Raw genomic sequence first — 26,654 nt, 5'->3', positions numbered from 1 at the left:
GACCATGCGGTTTTCTATCGCCTCCTCGATTTTAGATGTCCAAGGAGACGGTCGAGTACCGGCCAAAACAGCAGCACGATCGCCAAGGTCGTGATCGAGCCGACCAGGCGGTTCGACCAGAACACCTTGAGGTCGCCGCCGGCCCCGATCATCGACAGACGGAAGGCATCCTCCGCCCGGTTGCCGAGTACGAGCGCCAGCGTGAACGGAGCGAGCGGAATACCGATCTTCTTGAAGACGTAGCCGACGACGCCGAAGCCGAGCATCAGCCAGATGTCGAACATGGCATTCTGGATCGCATAGGCGCCGATCGCGCAGGACACCACGATCATCGGCGCCACGGCCGCGAACGGCACGCGCAGGATCGAGGCGAAGATCGGCACCGTCGTCAGCACCAGCACGAGCCCGACGACGTTGCCGAGATACATCGAGGCGATCAGGCCCCAGACGAAGTCCTTGTGCTCGACGAACAGCAGCGGTCCCGGATTGAGCCCCCACACCATCAACCCGCCGAGCAGGATCGCGGCGGTGCCGGAGCCGGGAATGCCGAGCGCCAGCATCGGCAGCAGCGCCGCGGTGCCGGAGGCATGCGCCGCCGTCTCCGGGGCGAATACGCCCTCGATGCGGCCCTTGCCGAAGCTCTCGGGATCCTTGGAGAAACGCTTGGCGAGATTGTAGCCCATGAAAGAGGCCGCGATCGCGCCGCCCGGGGTAATGCCGAGCCAGCAGCCAATGAAGGAGGAGCGCAGCAGCGTCACACAGTATTTCGGCAGGTCCTTCCACACACTCAGCACGACGCGCAGCGAAATGCTCGCCGCGTGTCCGCGCAGGGCGAGGCGCTCCTCCATCGTCAGCAGGATCTCGCTGATGCCGAACAGGCCAATGACGGCGACGAGGAAGTTGATGCCGCGCAAAAGCTCGGACGAACCGAAGGTCATGCGCAGATTGCCTGACACCGTGTCCATGCCGATGCCGGCGAGCAACAGCCCCAGCGACATCGAGATGACGGTCTTGTGCTTGGCCTCGCGTCCCAGCCCGACGAAGGAGCAGAAGGTCAGCAGATACACCGCGAAGAACTCGGGAGGACCGAACTTCAGCGCAAAGGACGAGATCATCGGGGCGAGGAAGGTGATCAGGAGCACCGCGACCAGCGAGCCGATGAAGGAGGACGTGAACGCCGCCGTCAGCGCCTCCGCCGCCCTGCCCTGCTGCGCCATCGGATAGCCGTCGAAAGTGGTCGCGACCGACCAGGCCTCGCCCGGGATGTTGAACAGGATCGAGGTGATCGCGCCGCCGAACAGCGCGCCCCAGTAGATGCAGGACAGCATCACGATCGCCGAGGTCGGATCCATCGTGAAGGTGAGCGGCAACAGGATCGCGACGCCATTGGGTCCGCCGAGCCCGGGCAAGACGCCGACGAAGATGCCGAGCACCAGCCCGACCATCATCAGCACGAGCGTCTTCCACGTCAGCAGGACCGCAAAGCCGTGAAGCAACAGGCCGAGAGCTTCCATCGCGGGCCCGCCTTAGTGGCCGAAGGCCGCTTCGAGCGGCCCTTTCGGCATGATGACGTCGAAGGCGACGTCGAAGGTAACGAACATGATCGCCGTGAATACGACAGCGGTGAGCAGCGACTTCCACAGCGCGATCTTGCCGACGAGGCGCATGAAGCTGGCGATCAGTAGGAAGCTCGCGACATAGAGGCCGAGAAACTGCGTCGCCAGGCAGAACAGCAGCGTCGGCACGAAGACCGCCATCACGCGGCGGGCTTGCGCGCGCGTGACGAAGGTTGCCGGCGCCGCGCGGTGCGCGACCAGCGCCACGATCAGGCCGTAGAGGCTGGCACCACCGAGGATGACGGAGAGATAAAACGGGAAATAGCCGGGCTCCGGCCCGGTCGAATCCCAGGAGGCGCCGGTGCGCCAATTGTCGTAGCCGAGCGTGGCGGCCAGCGCGAGCAACAGCAGACAGACGAATATCTCGATCGTGCCGGAGGAGACGACGGAAGGCGAGTCGTCTTCGGGCGCGGTCGGATCGTCGACGACGATTTCAAGATCGGTTTGGGGCATGAGCCGTTTGGGACGGAGTAAATTCAATTACCCCCTCCCCCGCTTGCGGGGAGAGGGTTGGGGTGAGGGGGAGTGTCCGCGGTGACGGTGAGGATTGGACTCGCGGAGAGAGCCCTCAACCCGACCCTCTCAGCGCGAGCGAGCTCGTCGCGCCCCCACGAGCGAGAAGCCAAAGCTACTTCGCGACGAACCCGGCTTCCGTCATCAGCGACTTGTTGACTGCATCGTCCTCCTCGAGGAATTGCACCATGTCCTTGCCGGTGAGGAAGATCGGCTTCAGGGCCTGCTTTTCCATGTAGTCCTTGTATTCGGAGGTCTGCGTCACCTTGTGGAACAGCTCGACATAGAACGCCTGCTGTTCCGCCGTGACCTTGCCGGGTAGGAACATCGCGCGCAGCATCAGATACTGCACATCGACGCCCTCCTCCTTGCAGGTCGGGATGTCGGCCCAGGACTGCGTGTCCGTCACCTTGCTGGTGTAGGAGATTCGCTCCTTGTCGAACACGCAGAGCGGACGCACCTGGCCCGCGCGCCAGACCTCGAGATTTTCGGATGGATTGTTGACGTTGGATTCGGTGTGGTTGCCGACGAGCTGGGTCGCGGCCTCGCCGCCGGACTTGTAGGGCAGATAGGAGAATCTCGCGCCGGTCTTCTGCTCGAGGAACACGGTCAGCACGTGATCCTCGCGCTTGGAGCCGGTGCCGCCCATCTTGAACGGCGCGCTCGCCGCCTTCGCGGCGGCGACGAACTCCTTCACCGTCTTGGGACCCGCGCTGTTGTCCCACAGCACGAACTGGTCGAGCGCGATCACCGAAACCGGGGTCAGCTCACGCCAGTTGAACGGGATCTTCGCCGACAGCGGCAGCATGTAGATCAGCGAATAGGCGATCAGCACCTTGTTGGGTTCGCCCTCGCTGGCTTTCATGTACATCAGTGCTTCCGCGCCGGAAGCCCCGCCCTTGAGTGAGACCACAATCGGCTGCTTCATCAGATTGTTCTTCTGGATCGCGGCCTGCATCATCCGCGCCATCTGGTCGGAGGCGCCGCCCGCGCCCGCCGCGACCACGATCTCGACCGGTTTGGTCGGTTCCCAGCCCGCAAAGGCCGGCGCGCTCAACGATAGCGCCGCTGCAACGCCAACAGCTTTCACTAGAATTCGCACGAGTTTCGTCCCCTGGATTATTAGCTTTGTTTCTCGACGCATTGTGCGGACTAATGCGAGCGAGTTCAAGCACGCGGGTATCCCGCTGCCTATGACTTTCGGCTGACGAAGCCAAGCCGGAGACGCGCTACTTGCCCTTCCAGTTCGGCGTGCGCTTGTTGAGGAAGGCGTCCATTCCCTCGCGGAAATCCTCGCTCATATAGGCCTTGAGGATCAGATCCTCACCCTCTTCGCGCGACAGCGTGCGGCGGATGCGGCGCACTGCCTCCTTGGTCGCTTCAAGCGTCAGCGGCGCGTGGCTCGCAACGAGCCTGGCGGTCTCGTCGGCGCGGCGCTGCAGCGTCTCGACATCAGGGACGATCTCGTTCAGGAGGCCGAGCGCCAGTGCTTCCGGTGCCTCGACGAGGCGCGCCTTGAAGATCATATCCTTGGTGCGGGCGGGGCCGACCAGCGAGACGACGCGGCTGATGTTCGACATCGACAGGCAGTTGCCGAGCGTGCGCGCGATCGGAAACCCGATGCGCGTCGTTTCAGTCCCGACGCGCAGGTCGCAGCACGCCGCAATTCCGGCGCCGCCGCCGGTGCATGCCCCCGCGATCGCCGCGATCACGGGCACGCGGCACTGCTCCAGCGTGCCGAGCACGCGGTCGATGCGGGCCTCATAGTCGAGCGCATCCTGCGCGGTTTTGAACGCACGAAACTGAGAAATGTCGGTGCCGGAGGCAAACGCCTTGTCGCCGGCGCCGGTCAGGATCAGCGCCTTGATCGAGCGGTCGGCGTTGATCTCCTGGCAGATCTCCGCCATGCGCTCGTACATGGCGAAGGTCAGTGCGTTGCGCGCCTGCGGGCGGTTGAAGGTGATCCGCGCGATGCCGTCCGTGACGGAGTAGAGCAGGTCTTCGTTGGCGGTCGTCGGTGCGTTCATCGCGCGCTCTCTTTTCTCGAAGTCGGTTCAGGCAAGCTGAGCCTTCAGGCCACCTGAGCCTTTAAGCCACCTGGGCTTTGGTCATCGGCACCGCGTCGCGTCCCTTCAGGACGTCCATGGCCGCCAACACGCCGCCGCTCCGGTGCGGGATCTTTGCAAGATCGAGGCCCATCTCGACGCCGGCGAGCGTCCCCATCAGCATCAGGTCGTTGAAATGGCCGATATGGCCGATGCGGAACACCTTGCCCTTGACCTTGTTCAGGCCAGTGCCGAGCGACATGTCGAAGTTTTCCAGCACCACCTTGCGGAAGGCGTCGGCATCGTGGCCATCAGGCACGCGCACGCCTGTCAGCGCCGGCGAATGCGCGGCAGGATCGGCGCACTGCGTTTCCAGGCCCCAGACCTTGATCGCGGCACGCGTCGCCGCGCTGTGGCGCTTGTGGCGGGCCCAGACGTTCTCGAGCCCCTCCTCTTCCAGCATCTTGATCGCCTCGCGCAGGCCGTAGAGCAAATTGGTGGCCGGCGTATAGGGGAAGGTGCCGAGCTTGTTGAAGCCGATGACCTCCTGCCAGTCCCAATAGGAGCGCATGCCGGGGTTGGCCTTGGCCACCGCGAGCGCCTTCTCCGAGACGGCGTTGAAGCCGAGGCCCGGCGGCAGCATCAGGCCCTTCTGGGAGCCCGCGACTGAGACGTCGATGCCCCAAGCATCGTGCTCGTACTCCATCGACCCGAGGCCGGAGATGGTGTCGACCATCAGCAGCGCGGGATGCTTGACCCGGTCGAGCAGCTTGCGCACCTCCAGCGGCGGCGTCACGCAGCCGGTCGAGGTTTCGTTGTGGACGACGCAGACCGCCTTGATCGCGTGCTGCTTGTCGGCGGCAAGGCGCTTCTCGATCTCGGCGAGATCGGCACCATGGCGCCAGTCGCTCGGGATGAAGTCGACGTCGAGCTTGAACTTGTCGGCGATGCCGCGCCACAGCGCGGCGAACTGGCCGGTCTCGCACATCAGCACCTTGTCGCCGGGCACGAGCACGTTGACCATCGCAGCTTCCCAGGCGCCGGTGCCGGACGAGGGAAAGATGATCACGGGCTGCTTGGTGCGGAACACCCCCTGCATGCCGGCGAGGACGGCGAACCCGAGCTCGGCGAACTCCGGACCGCGATGGTCCAGCGTCGGCATGTCCATCGCCCGCAGCACCCGGTCGGGCACGTTGGTCGGTCCTGGAATCTGGAGAAAATGCCTTCCAGTATGCACGGTCATCGGCGTCCCTCCCGGTCTTTGAGTCTGTCGGCTGCGCAAGCCGCTCGAATATCACTATTCGCCGGGCTTGTCCCTCGCCCGGCGGGGTCCGTCAATGCACAAGAAGCAGGGCTCGCCTTGCCAAGGACCGTGACCGGAGGCAAGACGGGGGCGGCGAACAGGCAAGAGCGGATCATGGCGGCGGAAGTGCCCGGGAAATCACAGGAATCGGCCAAAAAGGACGGCCTTGCGGCACGTCTGGCCCGCGAAGTGACCGGTGACGTCCTGTTCGACGCTTTCAGCCGGGGCCGCTACGCCACGGACGCGTCCTTCTACCAGATCATGCCCACTGGCGTGGTGGTGCCGCGCACCATGGACGAGGCGCTCAAGGCACTGGCGATCGCGCGCGACGAGGGGCTGAAGGTGACCCCGCGCGGCGGCGGCACCTCGCAATGCGGCCAGACCGTCAATGACGGCCTCGTTGTCGATCTCTCCAAACACCTCAACCGAATCCTGTCGCTCGACGTCGAAGGGCGCACCTGCGTGGTCGAGCCCGGCATCGTGCTCGACGACCTCAACCGCCAGCTGAAGAAGCACGGCCTCTGGTTTCCGGTCGATGTCTCCACGGCCTCGCGCGCCACCATCGGCGGCATGGCCGGCAACAATTCCTGCGGCGGCCGTAGCCTGCGCTACGGCACCATGCGCGACAACACGCTATCGATGGAGGCCGCGCTCGCCGACGGCACGCTGAGCCGCTTCGGCGAGGTGTCGCGCGATCTCTCCGATCTCGATGCGAACGACAGCGCCCGCGCTCTGTTCCGCGACATGCTCGATCTCGGCGCCCGCGAGGCCGGCGAGATCGCCGCACGCTTTCCAAAAGTGCAGCGCCGTGTCGGCGGCTACAATCTCGATGCGCTGGTGCCGCGCAATGCGCGCAACAACATGGCGCATCTGCTGGTGGGCTCCGAGGGAACGCTTGCCTTCACCACCAAGGTCGAGCTGAAGCTCTGGCCCGTGATCCGCAACAAGGCGCTTGGCATCTGTCATTTCGGCAGCTTCTACGAGGCGATGGACGCGGCTCAGCATCTGGTCAAGCTGAAGCCGATCGCGGTCGAGCTGGTTGACCGCACCATGCTCGCGCTCGGCCGTGACATCGCGATGTTCCGGCCGATCATCTCCGCCGCGATCAAGGGTGATCCGGATGCGGTGCTGGTGGTCGAGTTCGCCGAGGAGGACCATGCGGACAATTTCGTGCGCCTGAAGCAGCTCGGCGAGCTGATGGGCGATCTCGGCTTCAACTGGAATAACGACAAGCGCAAATGGGGCGGCGTGGTGGAAATCACCGAGCCCGCGCTGCAGAGCGGGATCGCCGATTTCCGCGCCGCCGGCCTCAACGTCATGATGTCGATGAAGCAGGAAGGAAAGCCCGTCTCCTTCGTCGAGGACTGCGCCGTGCCGCTGCCGCATCTCGCCGACTACACCGCGCGGCTGGGCGAGGTGTTTGCCAAGCACGGCACCAGCGGCACGATGTATGCTCACGCCTCCGAAGGCTGCCTGCATGTGCGGCCCGTGCTGAATTTGAAGCTGGAGAAAGATGTCAAGGCGATGCGGGCCATCGCCGAGGAAGCCTTCGAACTGGTGCGCGAATACAAGGGCTCGCATTCCGGCGAGCACGGCGATGGCCTGGTGCGCTCCGAATTCCACGAAACGATGTTTGGCGAGCGCCTCGTCACCGACTTTAGGGAAGTGAAGCAGCGCTTCGATCCCGAGGGCGTGCTCAATCCCGGCAAGATCGTCGACGCCCCCAGGATGGACGATCGATCGCTGTTTCGCTTCAAGCCGGACTATCGCGTCGCTGAGCTAAAGACGAAACTCGACTGGTCCGCTTATCCCGGAGCCGGTGGCGGCTTCCAAGGCGCGGTCGAGATGTGCAACAACAACGGCGCCTGCCGCAAGCTCGAGGGCGGCGTGATGTGTCCGTCCTACCGCGTGACGCGCAACGAGAAGGACGTGACGCGAGGCCGCGCCAATACATTGCGCCTCGCGATCTCCGGCCAGCTCGGCGCAAGCGCGCTCTCCTCCGACGAGATGATGGAAACGCTGAAGCTCTGCGTATCCTGCAAGGCCTGCCGCCACGAGTGTCCGACCGGCGTCGACATGGCCAAAATGAAGATCGAGGTGCTCGCCGCGCGCGCGGCCTCGCAGGGTCTGACCTTGCGCGATCGCCTGGTCGGCTACCTGCCGCGCTATGCCGGCCTCGCGTCGCGCTTCGCGCCGCTGGCAAATTTGCGCAACCGCAGCCCTCTGCTGCGAAAGCTGTTCGAGCGCTTTGCCGGCATCAGTGCGCGCCGCGCGCTGCCCGCGTTCCGCAGCGACGTGTTCGTGCCGCCGGCCGAGGCGGTCGGGCCGGAAACCGGGCGCGAGGTGGTGCTGTTCGCCGACACGTTCAATCGCATCTATGAGCGCGAGAACCTCGAGGCCGCGTTGCGCGTGCTCGCAGCCGGCGGCTATCGCGTGCGTCTACCGAGACCTGCAAGCGGCAGCCGTCCGCTGTGCTGCGGCCGCACCTTCCTGTCAGCGGGTCTCGTCGACGAAGCCAGGTCCGAGCTCGATCGTCTCGTCGCCGCCTTCGCGCCCTTTGCCGCGCGCGGCGTGCCGATCGTCGGCCTGGAGCCAAGCTGCCTTTTGACGCTGCGCGACGAGCTCGCCTCGCTGCGCAAGGACGATGACGCCAAAGCCGTCGGCGCCCACGCGCTGACCTTCGAGGAATTCCTGGTGAGCGAGGCCGAGGCCGGCCGGCTGCAACTGCCGCTCGGCAGCGTTGCCGACAAAGCTCTTGTGCACGGCCATTGCCATCAAAAGTCCTTCGGCGCGTTCAAGCCGGTCGAGCAGGTGCTGCGCCTCGTCCCCGGCCTGAAGGTCGAGACCATCGAGTCGAGCTGCTGCGGCATGGCCGGCGCGTTCGGTTATGGCGCGGACACCTACGATGCCTCGATCGAGATGGCCGAGCTCTCGCTGCTACCCGCCGTGCGGCGCGCGGACCAGAATACGCTCGTCGTTGCCGACGGCACCTCCTGCCGACACCAGATCCACGACGGCGCCCAGCGCGAGGCGCTTCACGTTGCGCGCGTGCTGGCGGTGAGCCTCGATCGTGCGAAGACGGAATCCACAATCCCTCCCGTTGCAAAGGAAACCAGCCATGGCTGACCTCACCCTCGACACCGCCCGCAAGATCCTCGATGCCGCCTTCGCGAAATCCACCGAGCTGAAGCTGAAGCCGCTGGTGGTTACCATCCTCGACGCCCGCGGGGTGCTCAAGATCGCCGCGGCGCAGGACGGCACCAGCCTGATGCGCGCCGAGATCGCGCACGGCAAGGCCTATGGCGCGCTCGCATTGGGCATGGGTTCACGCGCCCTATTCCAGCGCGCGCAGGAGCAGGCCTATTTCATCGACGCCGTGAACACCATGGCCAAGGGCGCGCTGGTGCCGGTCCCCGGCGGCGTGCTGATCATGGACGGCACGACGCTGCTCGGCGCCGTCGGCGTCTCCGGCGACTCCTCGGACAATGACGAGGCGTGTGCCGTGGCGGGCATCCAGGCTGCGGGGTTGAAGGCCAACGCGGGATAGTGATCGTCCACGCACGCAGAGCTCCTGCGCTTCACAAGACGTTATGGAGTGCGTCGCCCAGCGCCGTCGGCGACGAGCCCCTGGGCCTGCGGGAGGCCCGTGAGAAGGCCAAGCGCGAATGGGCGAAGATGGGCAATCCCGTCGAAGCTCCAGAGGAGAAACCGTGCTGGACCTGGGGCGAGCTTGTCGAGAACTATAGGATGCACATCTCCGGGATGCGCGAGGACTCGTCCGGACGGCCGATCTACCCGTCGGCCGAGACCCAGAGCGACGTCCGGCAGATATTCGGACCCAAGGAGGTCGCGCGGAGCGCTAACCTGCTCCTGACGAACCTGAACGAGGACTGGTTCGAGGGCGTCCAAAAGAATCTACACGAGGAATACGGATACGACGCCTACCGGAAATTTCGCGCCTACGGCAGCGCCGCCTTGACCTGGGCGGCGAGTTACGGGCGCAAGGATAGCGGACTCCTCAGCCGCAAATGGTGGCTCCTGGCAGAGCGGCGCCGCCGGACGCCGGCGGAGGTGGAGAAGAAGGTCGAACGCGACCGCGCGCTGAAGAAGAAGAAGGAGAACTTCAAGGTCGAGCACCTTGGCATGCTGCTGGCGGAGCACGAGCGGTTCTGCGCCTCGCGATCCGGCAACGAGCGGGTGTCGCCGGGCGTGCGTTGGGGCCTCTGGTGGGACTGTCTCACCGGACACCGCCGCGGCTCCGGCACCTGGGTCGCCCGCAAGGACTTCGAACTCCAGGATCCGCGCGGCGAGCCCGGCTGGGGCCTTGCGGTCTGGCAACCCGAAGTGATGAAGACGCAGAGCCCGTTCGCCCTGCCCATCCCCCAGTTCGGACTGCACCTCGCGCGCTGCTGCATGCGCGACTGGAAGCGGGCCGCCGAGCGCGCGGGCCTGCCTGACCGCGAGTGCAGATGGGTGTTCGCCTCGAGGGTGATGCAGTCCACGGCGGGCGACATAGCGGTCTCTGGATCGGCGCTCGCCAACCACATCCGCAACATGCGCGGCCTGCGCGGAAGCAACCACCGCGACGTTTTGCGCGGAATTCCCCACTTCAGCATGCACATTCTCCGCTCGACGATGGACGACCACATCCTGGACGAGACGGACCTGCCGCCGGGCACCGCTTCGCTGATGATCGGGCACGAGATCGCCGGCGATCGCAGGAATGAACTTGATCGGGTCGGCCAGACCGGAAAGCGCTGGTACTTCCAGGCGCAGCGGATTCCCGAGAAGACAAAGGCGATGGAGTTGTGGTCGGCGGCTCTGCTGAAGGCGTTTTCCGAAGCTGGCGGAACTTACCCGGAGTAAAGGGGGACGCACCAGGATACAGCGGCAGTTCAAGCCGAACCGGTACCCAGGGGCGCATGCAAACTTGCGCTTTCGGACCTAAACTCGCTTTTGGCGAAGCAGCGACATAATGAAGCTTGGCACTAAAGATGGCTTACCACCGCCAGATGGTACCCTCGACAAGCTCTCGGAAATAAGAATCAAACTCTTCGGTGCCCTCGACAGCTATCCTGAAGGAAACATTAGACGGCATAGTGGACGCGATCCGTGGTCCCAGCTGCTTCCCCCGCGGGACTGCGATGGCAGCTCTCTTCAGTTCGAAGCCTGATTTGAGTTCCTTGGCGGAAATGTCGAAGAATCGATCAAACAATTGTCCCTCGACCTTGAATACGAACACAATGTGTCCGTGCTTCGTATCCAAGCCAAATGGTCGGCTCCAATCACCGTGCCCGTGCACGCAGGGCACTAGATACATCAGGTCTCCCGTCGGGTCCGGGCAGAGGGGTTGGCTCGGATCAGTAACAATACTCCTGAGAGCTCTAAGAAGCTTGCCGTCCTTCATCCTGGCCGCGGCCATGTCGCAAAATCCCGCCGAAAGATCTCGGCTTAACCCCACTGATTCAGATTGAAGAAGGTGAGCACGGAATTCTTCTAATATGGTCCAATCGGGCTTCCGGCGATCGGGAAAGAGTGCAAATTCCATCGTCCGACTGAGCCCAGTGTCAAGTGCATCGATCCTTGGTTCAAGTTCCTTTACGATCGCATCAAGGCTCTTTGCGACCGTCTCTAGATTTTCGTTGCTTGGCTCATCTCCGTAGGCCCATTGAGCGATTGCGGCCTCAAGAAATTCTCGTTGTATGTGGGCGCGCACGTGCATGGCGATCGGATGAAAACCCAAAGCCCAATCGATCGTGTCCTGCTCAGTTGCCGAAGCCGCTATCGCCACTCGCCGACACCGATCAATGACAGCGATGACATTGATAATGATGGTCATTTCGGCAGCGAACTGCGGTCCTGAAAAGCGGTCCAAACCGACCTGCTTCATAATCTCCGAAGTCGATTGGAAAAGCACAGCTGTCGCGAACAGATCTGCTAGAGCTTCACCGCGCAAGTGAGAAAGAGCTAGGACCGAGTCGCCAGATTTCGCAGCCTGCTTCGCCTTCTCACGAACGGGCAATGCATAAGCATCGAATTGGTCAACTACTAATTCGATCAAACCTGTAATCCAGTCGTCAGACATCCAATGCCCAGCGTCGAATTGTTTAGACTGACTTGGATCGAGGTGTCCCATTTCGTGGACAAGACCAAAGAACCAAATCGCCATGTAGCTCTCGCAAATGGGCGTGTGTTCAAGAGGCGCAAGTTGCTCTTTTTCGTCTCCGAATTGATGCATGAAGAAGTGCATTCCGGTCACGGCCCTGCAAAACGCAAGCGTGGCAAAATCTGGATCCCCATAGTGAAGCGCCAGCTCTGCGATCAGAAGCAAAGAAAGTCTGTTTGCATTGTCGACTAGCAATTCGCCGGACGCCGGCGAACGAATGAGGCGACGAAGCGCGGCTGCCAAAATCAGGTACCGAACATTGAACACGACTGGCGCCGGCTGAAGGCCAGGAAGACAAAAAACGTCTGGCGGGCCGTTATCAACCCAATAGACGGAAAACACTTTTCCGATCTGGCGTTCCACTTCATCCAGGACGAAGTTCATCGGAGTGCGGTTTTGACGATCATACCGCCGAAAGGTGGCCAGCTTTCCGAGGGAAGCCCGCAGAGCTTCGTCCGCGGCCAACTCGGAAAAGCTACTCATTCGAGCTTGCTGGTAGGCAGGGAAGCAAGGCGAGCTCTGAGTTCATCCAGCTCCTTTATTCCCGGGTTCTCAATCTCTATGTCGCCAATTTTGAACCTTTTCACCTTGTTGATCTGAAGGACATCTCGCATGAAGTTCAGGATGTGAGGCAGGGATTGAGCGCTCAGGCTGGCAATAACTATCCACGCCGCTGTGTCTCCGTCAAAATTCTTGCGCTCGCTGGATCTGCTTTCACTATTCGGCTGCGCGTCTATTTCCGTTTTAAGTAACTCTATCTGACGCTCTGTGCCTTCAACGACAATCATCGCGCTGGCCACAGCATCGGTACGTATTGCCATGACAATCTCCAGGGCTCGCACCGCGAACGGGTAGAACAATGAGATAATACACCTTTTCTGGACTGATGTCATAGGGCACGTCGCGGCCAGGAAGCTTCTGTTGCATTTCGAGAATTGTGGCTAGTACCGCTCGCGGTCCCGCAGCAACGAGCACATCGGGCCTAAGATTGTGCGACGCTCGCCGCGACACGCTCCGCAGCTCTTCGACTGTCGCCGTCCTGAGAACACAAGGCACGAGCTTGGCCTTTGAACAATGCATTGCTTAGACGGCGTGTCATACGGGTCAATTTGCGCCGTAGAGGTTCCCGATCACCGTTTCCCGACAAGCCGACCAACATTCGGCCAGCGACATGGCCGCGGAGGGCACCGAAGCGGACGTAGGTCCCGAGTGAATGCAGGCTCTAAGAGCGCTTTTCCGCAAACACTCGGACTCATGCTCACTGTGGATCCGGTGCCTCAAGAACGCACTTCGAAGATCATATTGAACGGCGTCTCGGTCGCGCGGCGGAAGCGCCTAAAGCCCGCTTCAGTCGCCACCTGACGCGATCTGTTTTCACCCGCCTGCGCACCGAGACCCAACCCCACTTCTTGCGAGAGCGATGCCGGCGTGCAAATGAATGTCGAGGCGTGATAGAAGATGCATCCGACCGGGTTGAGATTATCCTTGAGATTGTCATGAGCAAACGGCTCGACGATCATCCACGCCCCGTCCTTGCCTAGTGTTTCCTTGACATGTTTGCCTGCCCCGACGGGATCGCCCATGTCATGCAGGCAATCGAAGAACGCCACCAGATCATAGTCTTTAGCCGGAAAGTCCTTGGCGCTGGCCTGCGCGAACGTGATGCGGTCTCCAACTCCCGCTTCTTGCGCCAGGACCTTCGCCCGTTCGACCGAAGGCTTGTGGTAATCGAACCCGAAGAACTCTGAATTGGGGTAGGCCTGCGCCATCACAATCGTAGAGGCGCCGTGGCCGCATCCGACATCGGCCACCTTGGCGCCGGCTTTCAGCTTCGCTTCGACGCCTTCGAGCGTCGGAATCCAGTTCGAAACCAGATTGGCGTTATAGCCCGGCCTGAAGAAGCGTTCGGTGCCAGAGAACAGACATTTCGAATGCTCGTGCCAACCAACGCCTTTCCCGGTCCGAAACGCTTCGGCGACTTTGGGTTCGTCGAGGTACGTGGACTGCACGACATCGAATGCGCCCGCAAAGAAGGCTGGCGACCCCTCTTCGGCGAAAGCCATGGCCTGCTCCGCCGAGAGTGAGAATGCATTTTTTTCCGGATGGTAGTCGATGTATCCTGAGGCGGCCTGCCCTGACAGCCATTCGCGCAAGTAACGCTCATGCAGTCCGATCTTCTTCGCAAGCTCGGACGGAGTGATCACGGCACCATCCGCCATCGCCTTGTAGAGCCCGAGGCGATCGCCGATCAGTATGCTCGCACCGCCAAGCGAGATGCCAAGGTCGCCGACCAGCTTTCCTACCAGCGCGTTCAATTTTTCGACGTTTGGTTCACGCATTTCAGCTTCCTCCTCTTGAGAACAACCCGGCCTTACTCAGACTAGCGTGGGATGACCGGCAGATTGCGAGTGAAGGAGTTCACGTTTCCACGAGTGGCCTGCGTCGCTCGATATCAGCTTTGGTCATCGCGTCTGTCGTTCGGCAGTCGAGCGGCTTCCGCTCTGCTCCCGCGCGGCCAAGCAGCGGCGGCACCTGCCAGGGGCAACCAAAACTCGTGGTACTATCAGAATTGCCTCAGCCGCGGATCATCGAGTAGATGCTCCAGGCCAAGCGATTATCCGGGCATCGGTTTCGAAATATGTAGCTGCCCAAGCTTGGTTGGCTCAGTTCGTCTTAGCGAACTTGTACGTTCCCTTCTTGTGGCCAATGACCTGATTGACGCCTTCGAAGTTGCTCTTAAGCGGGTCTATGGTGACGACGAGCGCAGCCTGGAGACCTTCAAATTTCCCCGTTCCACCGGTGATGTTGCAATTGTTGGCGGATCCAGGCATCCAGTCGCACTGCTCGAACAACTGATCGCCGTCCTTGTCGACGTAAGTACAGAACCCGTGAATCTCTGCGGTCTTTGCAGACGAATCCGTTAGGCGGCTCAGCTGGCAGCGTCCACCCATGTTGTTGAGTACGGGGTTTCCAGCCTCGTTCGAGGCTGCCATGGCCTGGTTGATGAAAACAAACTCTCTACCGCTGCCAATCGACATTGGCTTGGGTGCTGGAATCGGCGTGGCGGTGAATATGACTGAGACCGAACCTTCCGGCGGCACGCTCTGAGCAACGACGCTCGAACTTGTCAGAACAGCAACCGGCAGAAACAATGCGATGAGTACACGATTAATAGCCATCGTTCCCTCCCTTTATGATGGCGCAGAGAACTTATGCGAGCGAGCAGGCTATGCCCTGCGGAACGCTCCAGCAAGAGTCACAGACCAAACAAAGAGTAGCACGGTGTCGCAGGCGGCGCTCAGCCAGCGAAGGTGCGTCAGTAGAGCTGATCCACTCGAAATTTTTGGGCGGGCACATCCGCCGCGAATGAACATTTCCGCGTCGGGTCCATTCGCGTCGGTGTTGGCCGGAGCTAACGTAACAGCCGACCTTGCAAAATCGGCCCAACAGCTGACATTCGAGGTGTGAAGAGGCCGTCGACGCCAGCAAGCGAATAGGCTTGCTATTCCCGAACCCCTCCCTTCCTCAGCCCATCGAGAATGTCGTCGATCTCTTGACGAAACTGCGGGTTCGTTGACATTGAGTAAACAAGATCACGGTACCACTGGATCGTGAAGTCTGGTCGCAGTTTGTTCAATTCAGTCAAGCTCCGCTGTGCCTGTTCCAATTGCCCCGTGGCTCCATAAGCCGAAGTCAGATCTACATAAGCGTACATGTGCGAGTTGTTCAAATTGACCGAGCGCCCGCATTCCTCGATAGCTTCTCCATATTGGTGCAGGTGCAAGTGTGCATGGCAGAGCCAGAAGTGCCATTGGAAAGCAAAAGGATCTCTGGGACTGAGACGGAGAGCCAACTGGACCGGCGAGAAGGCTTCGCGCGCGCGCCCGGAGGCGACGAGTGCAATTGCTTTAGCAGCGTAGGCAGCTGGATTATTTGGATCAATTTCGAGCGCCGCATCGTATTCAGCCAATGCCTCCTCAGGACGTCCAAATAGAAGAATGGTTCCCTTGGTCGTATGAGCACTCGCGCTTGCCGGGCTTTTGGACAGAACTCTGTCGATGAGGTCGATCGCTTGTTTTTTGTCTTCAACAACGGACGTAGACCATCGGTTGTTCACACCAGCGGCCAGACACCGCGCTTTGCCAATCATGGCCTCGACGTTGTCCGGATCGAGGCGCAGCGCGTTATCGAATAGGTCCTTTGCCTGGCCATTTTGGACCTTCGACTGCGGCCCATAGAGCTTTGCCCAGCCGCGCATCGTGAAGTCCGTAGCGTCTGGATTTCTCGATCGGTCCACTTCGCTGCGACGGCTTTCGGCTTGGATCAGTTCGATGTTAAGCGAACGAGCGAGCCGCGCCGTGATCTGGTCCTGCAAGGCGGCGAGGTTCGTACGGTCGCCGTCGAAACGATCGGACCAGACGTCCCGAGCGCTCGCGATATCCGTAAGTGATACGTTGACCCGAACCTGATCCCCGTTGCGCCGCACCGCGCCCTGGACCGCCCAGCGGATGCCAAGGTCCTTGCCGAGCGTCCTGAAGTCGATCTGCTTGTTCTTGTATGTAAACGCCGTTCCGCGTCCGATAACGAACGCGCCGGGCATTTGCGCGAGGTCGGTCGTCAGGTCGGTCGTGATGCCATCGGCGAAATAGTCCTGCTCCAGATCATTGCTGACGTTTGCGAACGGCAGAATGACAAGTGACAAGCGGGGAGCAATGTCGGGCCGGGCCGTAGCTTCCCTCTGCGTCTGTTGCTTGTCCGGAAACACGTCGGTGCGAAGCGTCTTCCACACAGTCCAATAGCCGACGAGGCCACCCGCGATCGCACCGATAGCCGCGATCGAAGCAAGCGCCCCGCCAATCAATCGCATTCGCACCCGGAGGCGACCCTTAAAGTCGCGAGCCGATGCCGGTTGGTCCGGACGCTCGTCGTCGGATGGCGTTTTGTTCAGTGGGTCACTATCGGATACTGGTTTATTCGGTCGGTCGCTGGAGACTTCGGAGTCTGTCACCATTGCCTCCCCGCACGGGCCAAACGCCCGGATGCTCGAACCTAGCAGAGTTTTGTGGCTTTGCGTTGGTCAAGGTTGCTGACTGAGTTCATGGCCCTTACAAGTTGTTGCGGTGATGCTGAATGGACGTCCGGGGTCAAAAGCAGCGTTGGACGCCAAGTTGGATCGGCGTCCGGTTTGGCCCTGACAGCCGACATTGACATGCGCTCAATTCACCTTCGGGTAAGGGCCACTACAGGACTCATGCACCGCAGCAAATCTATTGCTACTCGAGAGCATGGCCGGGGGATCACTGTCCTGAAATTATGATGTAATTAGCCTGAAACTTCCGCTCTATTCCTTCAGGCACTCGCCGCGAGCGACGTCGGGGTTCATGCATTGGCACAAGGTGCACTAGTCAAATCCTGAGTTTCTGCTTGTCTGGGGCGCGCCTTGCCGATCTTTCCGGCCCCCAAGCTTCCAAGATTGGCGAGAACGTACAGGCCTCGGCGCGGCATCAGCTTCGCCGGGGCCACGGACGCGGAGATAGTCCAAGACGATGAACGCAGAGGCAGATCGGCAAGGAGGTTTGGAGTTGGGTCGCCGCTGGGCAGAGCATGCTTCGGCGCATGAGCTTGCACCATGGTGAGCGGGTCGTTTGGTGATCTCAGCCAAATTCTGCCACCGGACGCATCTGATCAGCTCGTTGGCGGCTTTCGCGAAGGCGTGTTGCGCGTCTGGCGCGGAGCTTAGGACGAGCTCAGCACAAGGGCGCCTGGATGAGACCAAGCGCCCTTGCACCCCCATCATCGGCTGATCCAAGGTGTGAGTTCTAAGAAATCGTTGGGCGAGCCGAGGAACGCTGGATTACCGAGCGAATCAATATTCGAACCTCTTGTTGCAACTGAGGCGGACGCGCGTTTAACTGCTGTCGCCGCTTACGTCAATTCTAGTGACCGACCTTCTAAAGGGATCTTCACCATCGAGCTTTTTCACGAACGACAGCTCACCATGATGTATGTGAGTGTTCGTGGCGCTCTCGCGTCTGATGACCCGCAGAAGGCTAATGGCCAGCAGCCTCGTTTCCAAGCTCGCGAAACGTCCGATCGGCAGGAGCACGCCGCCAAGCTGGAAACCGCAATGGTTCGGCGGAGTACGTCCTTGGAGATTATCGGCCCGAAAAGGTGGCGCGGCTGCCTCTCTAGAGTTCTGCTTTAGGGAAATTTAATGGATCGTTGCCGACGTTGAGTTTATTGTTATCGTCGCGGCGACACGCATCTGGTTGCTATCAACCGGGCCTGCTCGGTTGGCAGTCCCTTCACGGGAGGCCGATGCTAAAAGGTTGCATGATTGCTGCTTTCGCGCTGTCTTTTCTGAGCCTGTGGGATCATCAATATCAAATGGCAAGTATACTGACGAGGCTATCGCGATGGCAAAGCACATCACGCGTTCGTTCGGCGTCTGACGTTCAGAGTTCCTGGGGCAGTAAACGCCGGAAAGTGTTCGGATTGCGGATCGAAATTGCGATCCGGGCTGCGCATAGATTCGCGGAGCACCTGATCTGCGTGACATGCGAAGCGCGATTTTACGTCGTGCCGAGACGGCCGCTTGCCACCGCGTTCATTCGGCAATGAAAAGTACAGGTGATTTCGTCAGGGGTTGCCGAAAATAAGCACGCTTTTCGAGGTGTTATTCTCCGCTTGCGGTTGCCCGATCCCCGTTGCGTGGCGTGCGGACGAATCATGCTTACGGCAACGGAGTTCGATCACTTAGCGAATGCCCTCGCTCAGAGGAAGCCGCGCCGATGGCGGCTAGACCAAAGAAGCAGCTGCACTGACCTTTAGTTGAGGTGCCGTTCTTTTGAACCTTGGCTTGAATTGCGGGACTCACGTCAAAGGGCAGTGGCGATGAAGGGCCGCCCATCACAACATGGAGCGATTGTAGCTATCGTCGCTCACCAGCGGCAGCCGCAACGGATTAATGGTTGACAGCCTTAGCCGCACCAAGCCAGCCGATCGGCCGGTGATATCGCGGAGGCAAAGAGATGTTTCCAGCGAAACTTGCGGCGTTGTTGTTTGGCTCAGCGTTGCTACTGACGCCAGCACTCGCACGTGATGATGGCCGATACGACCACTCTCCGCTGAAGTCATGGTTCGAAAGCTTGCAGAGCGAATTTGGAAAGTGCTGTACCGATGCCGACGGATACATAGTGTCCGACGCGGATTGGGAGTCCAGTCGTGGGCGTTACCGCGTCCTCATTGACGACGAATGGGTGATCGTACCTGATGGCGCGGTCATCACACAACCCAACCGTTTCGGCCGCACAATGGTCTGGAGGCACTACATCGACGGCCATCCGCGTGTCCGATGCTTCATGCCAGGCAACATGACTTGATGCGTTTAGAAGGTAGTCCGCTTCGGGCGAAAATGGGAACACAATGTGAGCAACACTGGTCCGCCAAACCCCACCGAGCGGGCTAACCGAGGCATGCCGCGACTTCGCTGATGGGCCAGCTACGGCCCTAGACCATGAGAAGCTGGCGCCGGTCGCCCAAACTGGCTCTTGTGCATCAGGCCAGCTCATCGAGGAGTGCCCTGCCCTCGATGAGATCGCGCGTGTCGAAACCTTCGGTGAAGCTGCCGAGCACCGGCGCCAGTAGGGCACGCGCCTCGTCGATCTTGCCAGCTTCGCGCCATAGCCGGGCAAGTCCCTTCGCCGCGCGTAGCTCCCACATCCGCGCCGACTGCGCCGTCGCAAGCGTGAGCGCTCGCCGGAATTTTACCTCGGCATTCACCTTGTCCCCTTTTGCAAGCGCAAGTTCGGCGGCAAGCCGGTGTAACTCCGCCTCATACCAGCGTTCGTCCGTGGCCCGCACCAGGCGTAGTCCCTCGCCGAGCTGTTCCTCCGCTTCCGACCACCGACCGGCTTGCAGACAAATCTCGGCCAGGATTGATCTCTTGTAGGGATGCTCGACCTTCTGCTCCGTCGCGACGAGTTTAGCCAGCGCGTCACGCATCAGCTCTATCCCACCTTCGGGTGCGCCGCGACAAGCCCGTGTCCAGCCTTCGAAAAGGCGCATCTGCGCGCGGTACACGACCCCTTTCTTCGCCGCAAGATCGAGCAGCCTAGCAACGTTCGCCTCCACGGCCGCACAATCTCCGCACATATGATGCAGATAGCAACCGTTGCTAAGTGCCATTGCATAGTAGAACTCTGAACCCTTCCTTGAAGCCGCAATGGCTTCTGCGGCTAAAGCGTGCCCCTGGTCCGGAAATCCAAGCACGAACATGGTCCATGCCAAGTATGTCAGTGGCCAAGTGGGATACTGGCCGTGCGAGTAACGATTGACGCGCCCATGGTCTACGTTATCGATGCGCAGCGACTCTTCCAAATGTTGGCGACCGCGAACAAGATCACCCAGCAAAAATGCTGTGCTGCCAATCAAATACTCTGCCACCTTCAGCGCTGAAGCATTCTGGTCAATCTGCGCAACCTCCATGAACTCGCTCGCATAGAGCTCGGCATCATGAAGCTTCGGCCGATTGAACGCACCGACAAACTGACCATACATGACTTCCAAGAGCCGATCGGCGTCGCCAATCTCCTCACATAGTGCGCGGGCACGCCTATAGCTGATCTCAGTCTGCAGTGAGCCCGAGCCACGGAGGGCGCGATACACCGCGCCGAGCGACATCTGCAGGTCAAGCTCAGTACGCTTCCGCGCCTGGTCGGGCAGTTGCGGCACAAGTGCAACCGCCGCGGTCAAGGCGTGCTCAGCCTCGACGTAATTGGAGCGTTCGCGCGCACGCGTCCCGGACCGCTGCCAATAGGCGATCGCGCGATCGTATATGCCGGCGGCCGCGTAGTGGTGTGCCAGCAGTTCGGGCTCCGCTTCTGCAATCTCCGGGAATTGCTGCTCAAGTACGTCGGCGGTCCGCGCATGCAGTTGCTGTCTGGAGGTGAAGAGCAGGGTTCCATAGGCGGCGTCCTGCACCAGCGCGTGCTTAAAGACGTAGCTGTTTTGAGGGGGCAAGCCGCGGCGGAACAGTAGTCCCGCGTGAACCAACGCATCCAAGGCTGCGGTCAGTGCGTCTCGCTTCGGTGGCAAGACAGCTGTCAGGAGGGCCTCGCTGAATTCGCGGCCCAGCACCGCCGCCACTTGCGCGACTTCCTTCGTCCCGGCTGTCCGGTCCAGCCGCGCAACCAGGGCGTCCTGCAGTGTCACCGGAACCGAGAGCTGCAGTCGCCCGGCACGCCCGCAAGTAGTTTCGCCGTCGGCCAAGCCGGCCTCGAGTACCGCTTTGGTCAGCTCCTCGATGAAAAGCGGCACGCCGTCCGCTTTTTCAACGATCTGTTGAATTATTTCCGCCGGCAGCGCTTCGGTAGCAGCAAACGCACCAACCATGTCAGCTGCCTGCGCTCGGCTTAGCCGATTGAGCGTAAGCATGGTTAGATGGGGGCGGCCGCTCCATGGCGGTACGTAGTCGGGTCGGTAGGTAATCAGGATCAGGACCCGAGATTCCTGCACACGATCCATCGCGGCCATTATTAAGTCTGCGCTTGAAGCATCGATCCAATGCGCGTCTTCCACCACGATCAGCACCGGCTTCCGGGTCGCCAACCCAAGCATTCGATCGACCAATGCTGTCGCCGTTCTCTGCTTAAGGCTCTCTGCCGACAGCTCCAGCTTCGGATAGTGCGAAGCAACAGGGATCGATAGCAAACCTGCAAACAGCGAAGCGTTCTCGGGCACTGCCTGTCCAGATTCGGTCAACATCTGCTCGAGCTTGTTCAATTTAATCGCCGGCGGATCAGTTGGCAGGAACCCGGCCGCCTGTATCAACTGGCGCGCGAAGGGATATAGCGCGCTGGTCGCGAAATATGCCGAGCATTGGCACCGCAACCGTGCATGCGGCAGGTCCGCTATTCGCTCGATGAGCGCCTCGGCAATCCGCGACTTGCCGATGCCAGGCTCCCCACAGAGCAATACGACCTGGCCGTCACCTTGCTTCGCCTGCTCCCAGCGGCGCAGCAATAAATTGACCTCTTCCTCGCGACCGATCAGCGGGAATGGCCCGCCAGGATGCAGCGCCTCAAAACGACTCTCGGTCAGACGCTCGCCGGTCACTCGCCACGCCTGCACAGGACGGGCGACGCCTTTCAGCTGGTGGACACCAATGTCTTCGTAGGTGAAAAAGCCAGCGACCAGCCGCTGTGTGCTGGAGCTGATCACTAAGGTATTGGGGGCGGCCAGTGACTGTAGCCGCGCAGCAACATTCGGTGTTTCACCGACAATCGCCATTTCCTCGCGTGCGCCACCCGCACCCATCTCGCCTGCCACCACGAGCCCGGTGTGCACGGCAAGGCGGACACTGAGCTCGATACCGAATTTCTTGGACAAGTCTCGATTCAGCAGCACGACCGCCTCGACAATATCCAGCCCGGCACTCACCGCACGTTGGGCGTCATCCTCATGCGCACGCGGAAGACCGAAATAGACCAGCAGACCGTCTCCAAGGTATTTCGCGAGATGGCCGTCGTAGCGGTCAATGACGGCGACGCAAGCTGCTTGATAGGCGAGCAGTAGTTCTCTCAGCTGTTCGGGATCGACAGTGCTGGAAAGAGCGGTAGAATCGACGAGATCGCAGAACATCACGGTCAGCTGACGACGTTCCGCCTCGGATGTGCTCGGAGCCGGAATTGCCGCTAAGGGCTTGGTCCGCATGAGCGTGGCGATCGCCCTGAGCAGACGCTTGCGGTCTCCTAGCCTTGCAATCCCGAGATCTTTCAGATCGCTGTTACTGAGATCGGGCAGCAGATCAAAATCGACGCCGCTCTGTGCGAACGTTTCGGCATATCGCCCGAGTCCGAGATGCTCAAGCCAAGCTCTTACGTCATGGCTCATCGTCGTGTCCTCAGTGCACCCAGGGCGTCTTAAGTTTCCCAACTAGCTACTGAAGCGGACGAACCTGGCTCCGTGGATGAGCAATCCTATCTCATACGATGTCACCTGTGGGGACAGTTTTCGGCCATAATTCTGCTCATTAGCGAGATCGGAGTACGTCCCGACGCACGATAGGCCGACGCGGCTGGCCTCTTTCGTGTCCTCGCAATTGAGCAGCGCACAAGCAAAACCGCACGCCACGGCCGCGCGACAGAAATGGTTACCTGCGTTCCTTCCCATAAGCGCAACTCCACTAAGACGTTGCTGGCAAGCCTAAAGCCATAGCTCCCAAAAATACAATGTCAGAAGTGGGTTCAATAGCGTCTGTCGCGCGATACGCGAGCTGGTTCCGCTCTGCTCGTATGAACGGACAGCCCGAGGACGCCCTCGCTTTCGCATACGTGCGAACAAGCGAACTTCAGTGAGATGCCATCAAACGGATGGGGTGATTGTGCCGGCGCCCTAACCGACCGACGATCGCGGCGCTGGTCGTCGATGCACCCTTTGACTACCCGCCAGCTTCTCGGCGGCGACGCTCGTCTAATTCTGCGAAGGTAACGATACCCTGCGCGCACCGCGGCAGCTCGTCATAGGTCTCCGGAAATGTGGAGGAGCTTGTCGCCTGTCCTGGGATACCAAACTGGTTGAGGCTCCGGAAGCAAAACGCCGTCGGCTTTAAACGATCGCGGGTCGGTCATCATTCACCGCGTCAACAACCTTCCTCGGCAGTGCGGCGTCGTGTTGCGCGCGCGCAAGCTGGACGATCGCAACCGTCGAGGCGACGTACCCTTGAAGGGTGTTGACTTGCGCTGACCCTGAGGGAATGGACGGGATAGCGGAGAATTGCCTAAACTGACGCGATGCACCGCGAAATCAAAGAGATGCTGATCGGTTCAGGCATCATAATCTTACTCGGCATCGGCATCATCGCATGGCCGCCGCTCGGCCTATTCGTTGATCGCTACTTTTTCTCCTACCTGAGACTGGCGCTGCAGTGGGCCATCTCTTGAAGCAAATCGGCACCCACCCTGAGACAGTTTCAGATTCCCCTCGCCGCGGCGTCCAAGGTTAGCAATCGATGCCCGAAAATCCATTGAGTAACGAAAACGTCGCCGAAAGGCTTAAGCTCGTGCGTAAAGCCGTTGCCGGGACGCAAACGGCGTTTTCGTAAGCGGATCGGGATTGAAATCCCCCATTGGAACAATTTCGAACGTGGCTTCCCGTTGTCAAAAAGCATCGGCATTCTGCTAGTGCAAAAGATTCCTGGCCTTACACTGGATTGGTTGTTCTTGGGAAAAGCGGATGGATTGCCATTCCAACTTCGGGAGGAGTTCAGGTCCGCCAAGCCGCAGCTACAACCCTGAACATGCGCGCCACTCCTGTCGCGCTTAAACTTAGTTGCGCGTGAGGGTGAGTGCGCGGCTTGCGAACTGCGCGCTACGTTGTTAGACCGCGCCCTCAACATCGAAAGAGCGCCACGTTGGCCAAGAAAGCAAAGAAAATTATTCGCCGCGAGTGGACTAAGGCCGACATCAAGGAACTTAAAGCGCACTCAAAGGCGCGTACGCCTGTCATCAAAATATCCAAGGTGACCAAGCGCAGCGTTGGCGCGCTCCGTCAAAAGGCGCTGTACTTGGGAATAGGTCTGGGCCATCAGCGATAATGAAGGCTCGCTGCCTCACACTCGATGGAAGCGACCTGCCGAATTTCGATATTGGTTTGACATCAATCTGGTGGCCTCGTGCTAGAGGTTGAGGGCTCGCTATTGCCAGCCCCGGCGGGCCCTCCCTCAGTCAGCAAGACTGACATTTAAGTTTCCCATAAGTGTGACATCGACGACATTGCGGAGGTGAGCCGTCGCTGTAGGCTTATCTCGCCGGGGCTGGAATCAATATTTCACGCTTTCATTTTAACCCGGCTGGCCGCAGTGGTTCGCCGCTGCGGCCTTTTCGTGTGGTTCCTACCGTCGCATCGCGATTAAACGATCACCCCACGCGCAGATTTTCCGCAGAGTCCTTTCCACGATTGTTCACGACGTCAAAGCTGACCTTGGCTCCCTCGCTGAGGCTGCTCAAGCCGGCTTTCTCAACTGCCGAGATGTGACCCGTGCGGACGCGCATTTGCGCAAAGGGTGGGCTGGGGGTCCTCCCCCCGGCATCCGCCATCTTGGCGTTCTTGACCGCAGCGCCAAACGGGCGGTGAGGCCCTCCTGATGGGGACACAGTGGTAACACTGCCGATGCGGCGTGCGCCTGTACGACTGCCCAACCTGTAAGCGGTTGTTTTCGGGATGCCAGCCGCCATAATTTGCCTGATGGCGATCCTACTTTATCTGATCGGCAGCGGGTGGAAATGGGCCGAACCGGAGCTCCAAAGAGTTCGACGATTTGGTCCGCAAAGGACGACGAAATGCTTTTACGGATGCGGGCGAGCGGAGCGTCATTCACAGACATTGCAGCAAAACTCGGCCGTAGCCAGGCATCAGTCGAATCGCGCTATTCCAGCTTAAAGAAGCAGACTGAATCTGCGCGGTCGTTCCTAAAACCTTAAGCCCGGCCACCGGCGGGGTACGACCTGGTGAACACGCCTTCTTGCTCAATGCGATTGTAATGAAACGTGCAGCCATGAGCGCGGGCGAAGATTTCGGCCTCTGCAAGCGCGAGCGCGTCATTCCCGCCGAACGCATACTCGATGTACCGGTCGCGAATTATCAGCTGGTCCGCCCCGACATCATCTAAAACGCTCGTCAGCCGGCGCAGGTAGTCTTAGCGCCTCTCCATAAAGGCGTCGGATCAACTACCGGCCTTCAACGATTCTGCGGCGTCCAGGTGCTTTTGCAACGTATCAATCTGGCCGGAGGCATATTCACCGGCAGCATCCTTAGTTTTAGATGCCTTCTTGTACTCGGCGATGTCCTTCTAGTGGTCTGCGACCATGTGGGTAGCGAACATCTTGTCGAACCCTGCGCCGAACATTCTTGCCAGCTTGTCATGGTCGGCTTTTTGCTTCGCATTCGGCCCGCTCGGTGGGTTCATTCCCAATGCTTGGGCAGCATTTAAGGGCTTCTGATTGGCGGCAGCGTGGTCTGTGGAGAGCATTCTGCCGAACGACTTGACGGCATCGCTCTGGCCGTTCTGCTGCGCCAGCTCTCCCATGCTCACTTCAGCGAAATTGCCCTCGATTGCCTTCTTGAGGAACGTTTCGCTTTGCTTATCCTTCGCAGTTGCGTTGGCAACTGAGATCTTGCTGTCCCGAGCGACAAAAGCATTTGTTCATCGGCGACTCCTAGCGGGTTATTCGCCGATGAACACGCCTATGGCGGAAGAGGTTCCAATTAAGGCAGATCGGGCCGCGTTGGGCCCGGCAGACCCTGGCCCCGGCGCAGGCGCTACCGCAGGATCTTCCGCAGTCCGTAGTTAGCATGATGTCCAACAGGAACCGAAGACAGCGGGCGCTATTACGTCGCTATGAGCGATCGGGTTCTGTATGAAAGCAGCAATGGCGATATCTGGTATTTGTCGCGGCAACCACCTTCGAGCACGCCAGTCGTGAAGCATCGGCCGAATGCCAACTCAGGAGGACGGACCTCGTACATTGAAATCGGCAACTTCCTACGGGACAGCGTAACGGTCCTGAGCAGCAAGCGCTGCTCAACCTGATCGGGACCTTGATACCAGACTAGCGAGTACGCAATGCGGTATCCTTGGATAGTGGCATTCCTTTTTGCAGTCGGAGTCATCGCTTGGGTAATGCTAGCTGAGCGTCCCCCAGAGACCCCCCTGCGGATCGAGGCGTCCATGACGGTGGCCGCCGACCCCGACCTTCGTTTGGTCTCAGAGCGCAGCCCCTTCATGCGGACAGAGCGGTGAGTAGCGAAGGCGCGCCCGGCCACAACCGAGTTGGGCGCGTTTGGAGGGCTCACCCCATCCGTAGATTTTCAGCCGAGTCTTTTCCGCGGTTATTCACGACATCGAAGATAACCTTAGCTCCCTCTGTCAAGGAGGTGTAACCAGCCTTCTCAACCGCTGAGATATGGACGAAGACGTCCTTGCCGCCGTTGTCAGGTTGAATGAACCCGTA

The 26,654-nt window shown here is 60.3% G+C and carries 20 protein-coding genes and 1 pseudogene; 7 read left to right on the top strand and 14 right to left on the bottom strand.

Going from position 1 to position 26,654, the window contains the following annotated elements; translation table 11 throughout:
* Window positions 1–14: 14 nt before the first annotated feature.
* The 5 genes from AC0L3B_RS26125 to AC0L3B_RS26105 all read right to left on the bottom strand — a co-directional run bounded on the left by AC0L3B_RS26125 (window position 15) and on the right by AC0L3B_RS26105 (window position 5,417).
* The gene (locus tag AC0L3B_RS26125; RefSeq protein ID WP_473381318.1) at window positions 15–1,514 is read right to left on the bottom strand and encodes a tripartite tricarboxylate transporter permease; all 1,500 of its coding nucleotides are present in this window, start codon (window positions 1,512–1,514) and stop codon (window positions 15–17) included.
* 12 nt (window positions 1,515–1,526) lie between these two features.
* Window positions 1,527–2,069 carry a tripartite tricarboxylate transporter TctB family protein gene (locus tag AC0L3B_RS26120; RefSeq protein WP_473381317.1) on the bottom strand — a complete coding sequence of 181 codons (543 nt, stop codon included), beginning with the start codon at window positions 2,067–2,069 and terminating at the stop codon, window positions 1,527–1,529.
* A 175-nt stretch (window positions 2,070–2,244) separates the two neighbouring features.
* The gene (locus AC0L3B_RS26115) at window positions 2,245–3,231 is read right to left on the bottom strand and encodes a tripartite tricarboxylate transporter substrate binding protein (protein WP_473381316.1); all 987 of its coding nucleotides are present in this window, start codon (window positions 3,229–3,231) and stop codon (window positions 2,245–2,247) included.
* 127 nt (window positions 3,232–3,358) lie between these two features.
* The gene (locus AC0L3B_RS26110) at window positions 3,359–4,156 is read right to left on the bottom strand and encodes an enoyl-CoA hydratase/isomerase family protein (protein WP_473381315.1); all 798 of its coding nucleotides are present in this window, start codon (window positions 4,154–4,156) and stop codon (window positions 3,359–3,361) included.
* Window positions 4,157–4,217: 61 nt separating this feature from the next.
* Window positions 4,218–5,417, bottom strand: coding sequence for a pyridoxal-phosphate-dependent aminotransferase family protein (locus tag AC0L3B_RS26105; RefSeq protein WP_473381314.1), 1,200 nt, complete (start codon window positions 5,415–5,417; stop codon window positions 4,218–4,220).
* Between the two features lie 174 nt (window positions 5,418–5,591).
* On the opposite strand from AC0L3B_RS26105, the gene AC0L3B_RS26100 reads away from it, so the two are divergent.
* The 3 genes from AC0L3B_RS26100 to AC0L3B_RS26090 are packed head-to-tail and all read left to right on the top strand — an operon-like array spanning window position 5,592 to window position 10,343.
* Window positions 5,592–8,603, top strand: a complete 3,012-nt coding sequence (locus AC0L3B_RS26100; RefSeq protein WP_473381313.1) for an FAD-binding and (Fe-S)-binding domain-containing protein — start codon at window positions 5,592–5,594, stop codon at window positions 8,601–8,603.
* The gene (locus tag AC0L3B_RS26095) at window positions 8,596–9,024 is read left to right on the top strand and encodes a GlcG/HbpS family heme-binding protein (protein ID WP_473381312.1); all 429 of its coding nucleotides are present in this window, start codon (window positions 8,596–8,598) and stop codon (window positions 9,022–9,024) included. Before AC0L3B_RS26100 ends, AC0L3B_RS26095 begins: the two co-directional genes overlap by 8 nt.
* Window positions 9,024–10,343 (top strand): site-specific integrase, encoded by a 1,320-nt coding sequence (locus tag AC0L3B_RS26090; RefSeq protein ID WP_473381311.1) that lies wholly within the window; start codon window positions 9,024–9,026, stop codon window positions 10,341–10,343. The genes AC0L3B_RS26095 and AC0L3B_RS26090 overlap by 1 nt, the downstream gene beginning before the upstream one ends.
* A 133-nt stretch (window positions 10,344–10,476) precedes the next feature.
* Here the strand turns inward: AC0L3B_RS26090 and AC0L3B_RS26085 are convergent, their stop codons facing one another.
* The 5 genes from AC0L3B_RS26085 to AC0L3B_RS26065 form a co-directional block, all read right to left on the bottom strand.
* On the bottom strand, window positions 10,477–12,126 hold the full coding sequence (locus AC0L3B_RS26085) for a hypothetical protein (RefSeq protein WP_473381310.1): 1,650 nt from the start codon (window positions 12,124–12,126) through the stop codon (window positions 10,477–10,479).
* Complete coding sequence (locus tag AC0L3B_RS26080) at window positions 12,123–12,464, bottom strand: hypothetical protein (protein ID WP_473381309.1); 342 nt, start codon at window positions 12,462–12,464, stop codon at window positions 12,123–12,125. Before AC0L3B_RS26080 ends, AC0L3B_RS26085 begins: the two co-directional genes overlap by 4 nt.
* Window positions 12,465–12,920: 456 nt before the next feature.
* Entirely contained in the window at window positions 12,921–13,982 is a 1,062-nt protein-coding gene (locus AC0L3B_RS26075) for a class I SAM-dependent methyltransferase (protein WP_473381308.1), read from the bottom strand.
* 324 nt (window positions 13,983–14,306) lie between these two features.
* Window positions 14,307–14,822 (bottom strand): hypothetical protein, encoded by a 516-nt coding sequence (locus AC0L3B_RS26070; RefSeq protein ID WP_473381307.1) that lies wholly within the window; start codon window positions 14,820–14,822, stop codon window positions 14,307–14,309.
* Between the two features lie 323 nt (window positions 14,823–15,145).
* On the bottom strand, window positions 15,146–16,654 hold the full coding sequence (locus AC0L3B_RS26065; protein ID WP_473381306.1) for a tetratricopeptide repeat protein: 1,509 nt from the start codon (window positions 16,652–16,654) through the stop codon (window positions 15,146–15,148).
* Between the two features lie 2,020 nt (window positions 16,655–18,674).
* Between AC0L3B_RS26065 and AC0L3B_RS26060 the strand changes: the two genes are divergently transcribed.
* Entirely contained in the window at window positions 18,675–19,025 is a 351-nt protein-coding gene (locus tag AC0L3B_RS26060) for a hypothetical protein (protein ID WP_446480984.1), read from the top strand.
* 175 nt (window positions 19,026–19,200) lie between these two features.
* Here the strand turns inward: AC0L3B_RS26060 and AC0L3B_RS26055 are convergent, their stop codons facing one another.
* Complete coding sequence (locus AC0L3B_RS26055) at window positions 19,201–22,536, bottom strand: AAA family ATPase (RefSeq protein ID WP_446480983.1); 3,336 nt, start codon at window positions 22,534–22,536, stop codon at window positions 19,201–19,203.
* A gap of 920 nt (window positions 22,537–23,456) precedes the next feature.
* On the opposite strand from AC0L3B_RS26055, the gene AC0L3B_RS26050 reads away from it, so the two are divergent.
* Both AC0L3B_RS26050 and AC0L3B_RS26045 read left to right on the top strand, forming a co-directional pair.
* Window positions 23,457–23,585 (top strand): hypothetical protein, encoded by a 129-nt coding sequence (locus tag AC0L3B_RS26050; RefSeq protein WP_283806975.1) that lies wholly within the window; start codon window positions 23,457–23,459, stop codon window positions 23,583–23,585.
* Window positions 23,586–24,055: 470 nt separating this feature from the next.
* Window positions 24,056–24,238 (top strand): hypothetical protein, encoded by a 183-nt coding sequence (locus tag AC0L3B_RS26045; RefSeq protein WP_446480982.1) that lies wholly within the window; start codon window positions 24,056–24,058, stop codon window positions 24,236–24,238.
* Between the two features lie 322 nt (window positions 24,239–24,560).
* Here AC0L3B_RS26045 and AC0L3B_RS26040 read toward each other — a convergent pair.
* A pseudogene (locus AC0L3B_RS26040) lies at window positions 24,561–24,677 on the bottom strand (cold-shock protein); the annotation flags it as partial.
* A gap of 506 nt (window positions 24,678–25,183) precedes the next feature.
* Here AC0L3B_RS26040 and AC0L3B_RS26035 point away from each other — a divergent pair.
* A complete protein-coding gene (locus tag AC0L3B_RS26035) occupies window positions 25,184–25,312 on the top strand; it encodes a hypothetical protein (protein WP_446480981.1) in 129 nt (42 codons plus the stop codon).
* A gap of 180 nt (window positions 25,313–25,492) precedes the next feature.
* Here AC0L3B_RS26035 and AC0L3B_RS26030 read toward each other — a convergent pair whose 3' ends face one another.
* Both AC0L3B_RS26030 and AC0L3B_RS26025 read right to left on the bottom strand, forming a co-directional pair.
* Window positions 25,493–25,729, bottom strand: a complete 237-nt coding sequence (locus AC0L3B_RS26030) for a DUF4142 domain-containing protein (RefSeq protein ID WP_473381305.1) — start codon at window positions 25,727–25,729, stop codon at window positions 25,493–25,495.
* Between the two features lie 763 nt (window positions 25,730–26,492).
* On the bottom strand, window positions 26,493–26,654 hold a 162-nt coding region (locus tag AC0L3B_RS26025; RefSeq protein ID WP_473381372.1), incomplete at its 5' end, for a cold-shock protein.

It is taken from the genome of Bradyrhizobium sp. Kon56, assembly GCF_055807635.1.
The sequence above is the reverse complement of the archived record's forward strand: the minus strand, read 5'-3'. Positions and strand labels throughout refer to the sequence as shown.

Coding starts and splice junctions, on each gene's coding strand:
- AC0L3B_RS26125 (WP_473381318.1), bottom strand. CDS start 1,514: ATGGAAGCTCTCGGCCTGTTGCTTCACGGCTTTGCGGTCCTGCTGACG.
- AC0L3B_RS26120 (WP_473381317.1), bottom strand. CDS start 2,069: ATGCCCCAAACCGATCTTGAAATCGTCGTCGACGATCCGACCGCGCCC.
- AC0L3B_RS26110 (WP_473381315.1), bottom strand. CDS start 4,156: ATGAACGCACCGACGACCGCCAACGAAGACCTGCTCTACTCCGTCACG.
- AC0L3B_RS26105 (WP_473381314.1), bottom strand. CDS start 5,417: ATGACCGTGCATACTGGAAGGCATTTTCTCCAGATTCCAGGACCGACC.
- AC0L3B_RS26100 (WP_473381313.1), top strand. CDS start 5,592: ATGGCGGCGGAAGTGCCCGGGAAATCACAGGAATCGGCCAAAAAGGAC.
- AC0L3B_RS26095 (WP_473381312.1), top strand. CDS start 8,596: ATGGCTGACCTCACCCTCGACACCGCCCGCAAGATCCTCGATGCCGCC.
- AC0L3B_RS26085 (WP_473381310.1), bottom strand. CDS start 12,126: ATGAGTAGCTTTTCCGAGTTGGCCGCGGACGAAGCTCTGCGGGCTTCC.
- AC0L3B_RS26080 (WP_473381309.1), bottom strand. CDS start 12,464: ATGGCAATACGTACCGATGCTGTGGCCAGCGCGATGATTGTCGTTGAA.
- AC0L3B_RS26075 (WP_473381308.1), bottom strand. CDS start 13,982: ATGCGTGAACCAAACGTCGAAAAATTGAACGCGCTGGTAGGAAAGCTG.
- AC0L3B_RS26070 (WP_473381307.1), bottom strand. CDS start 14,822: ATGGCTATTAATCGTGTACTCATCGCATTGTTTCTGCCGGTTGCTGTT.
- AC0L3B_RS26065 (WP_473381306.1), bottom strand. CDS start 16,654: ATGGTGACAGACTCCGAAGTCTCCAGCGACCGACCGAATAAACCAGTA.
- AC0L3B_RS26060 (WP_446480984.1), top strand. CDS start 18,675: ATGTTTCCAGCGAAACTTGCGGCGTTGTTGTTTGGCTCAGCGTTGCTA.
- AC0L3B_RS26055 (WP_446480983.1), bottom strand. CDS start 22,536: ATGAGCCATGACGTAAGAGCTTGGCTTGAGCATCTCGGACTCGGGCGA.
- AC0L3B_RS26050 (WP_283806975.1), top strand. CDS start 23,457: ATGCTGATCGGTTCAGGCATCATAATCTTACTCGGCATCGGCATCATC.
- AC0L3B_RS26035 (WP_446480981.1), top strand. CDS start 25,184: ATGAAACGTGCAGCCATGAGCGCGGGCGAAGATTTCGGCCTCTGCAAG.
- AC0L3B_RS26030 (WP_473381305.1), bottom strand. CDS start 25,729: ATGGGAGAGCTGGCGCAGCAGAACGGCCAGAGCGATGCCGTCAAGTCG.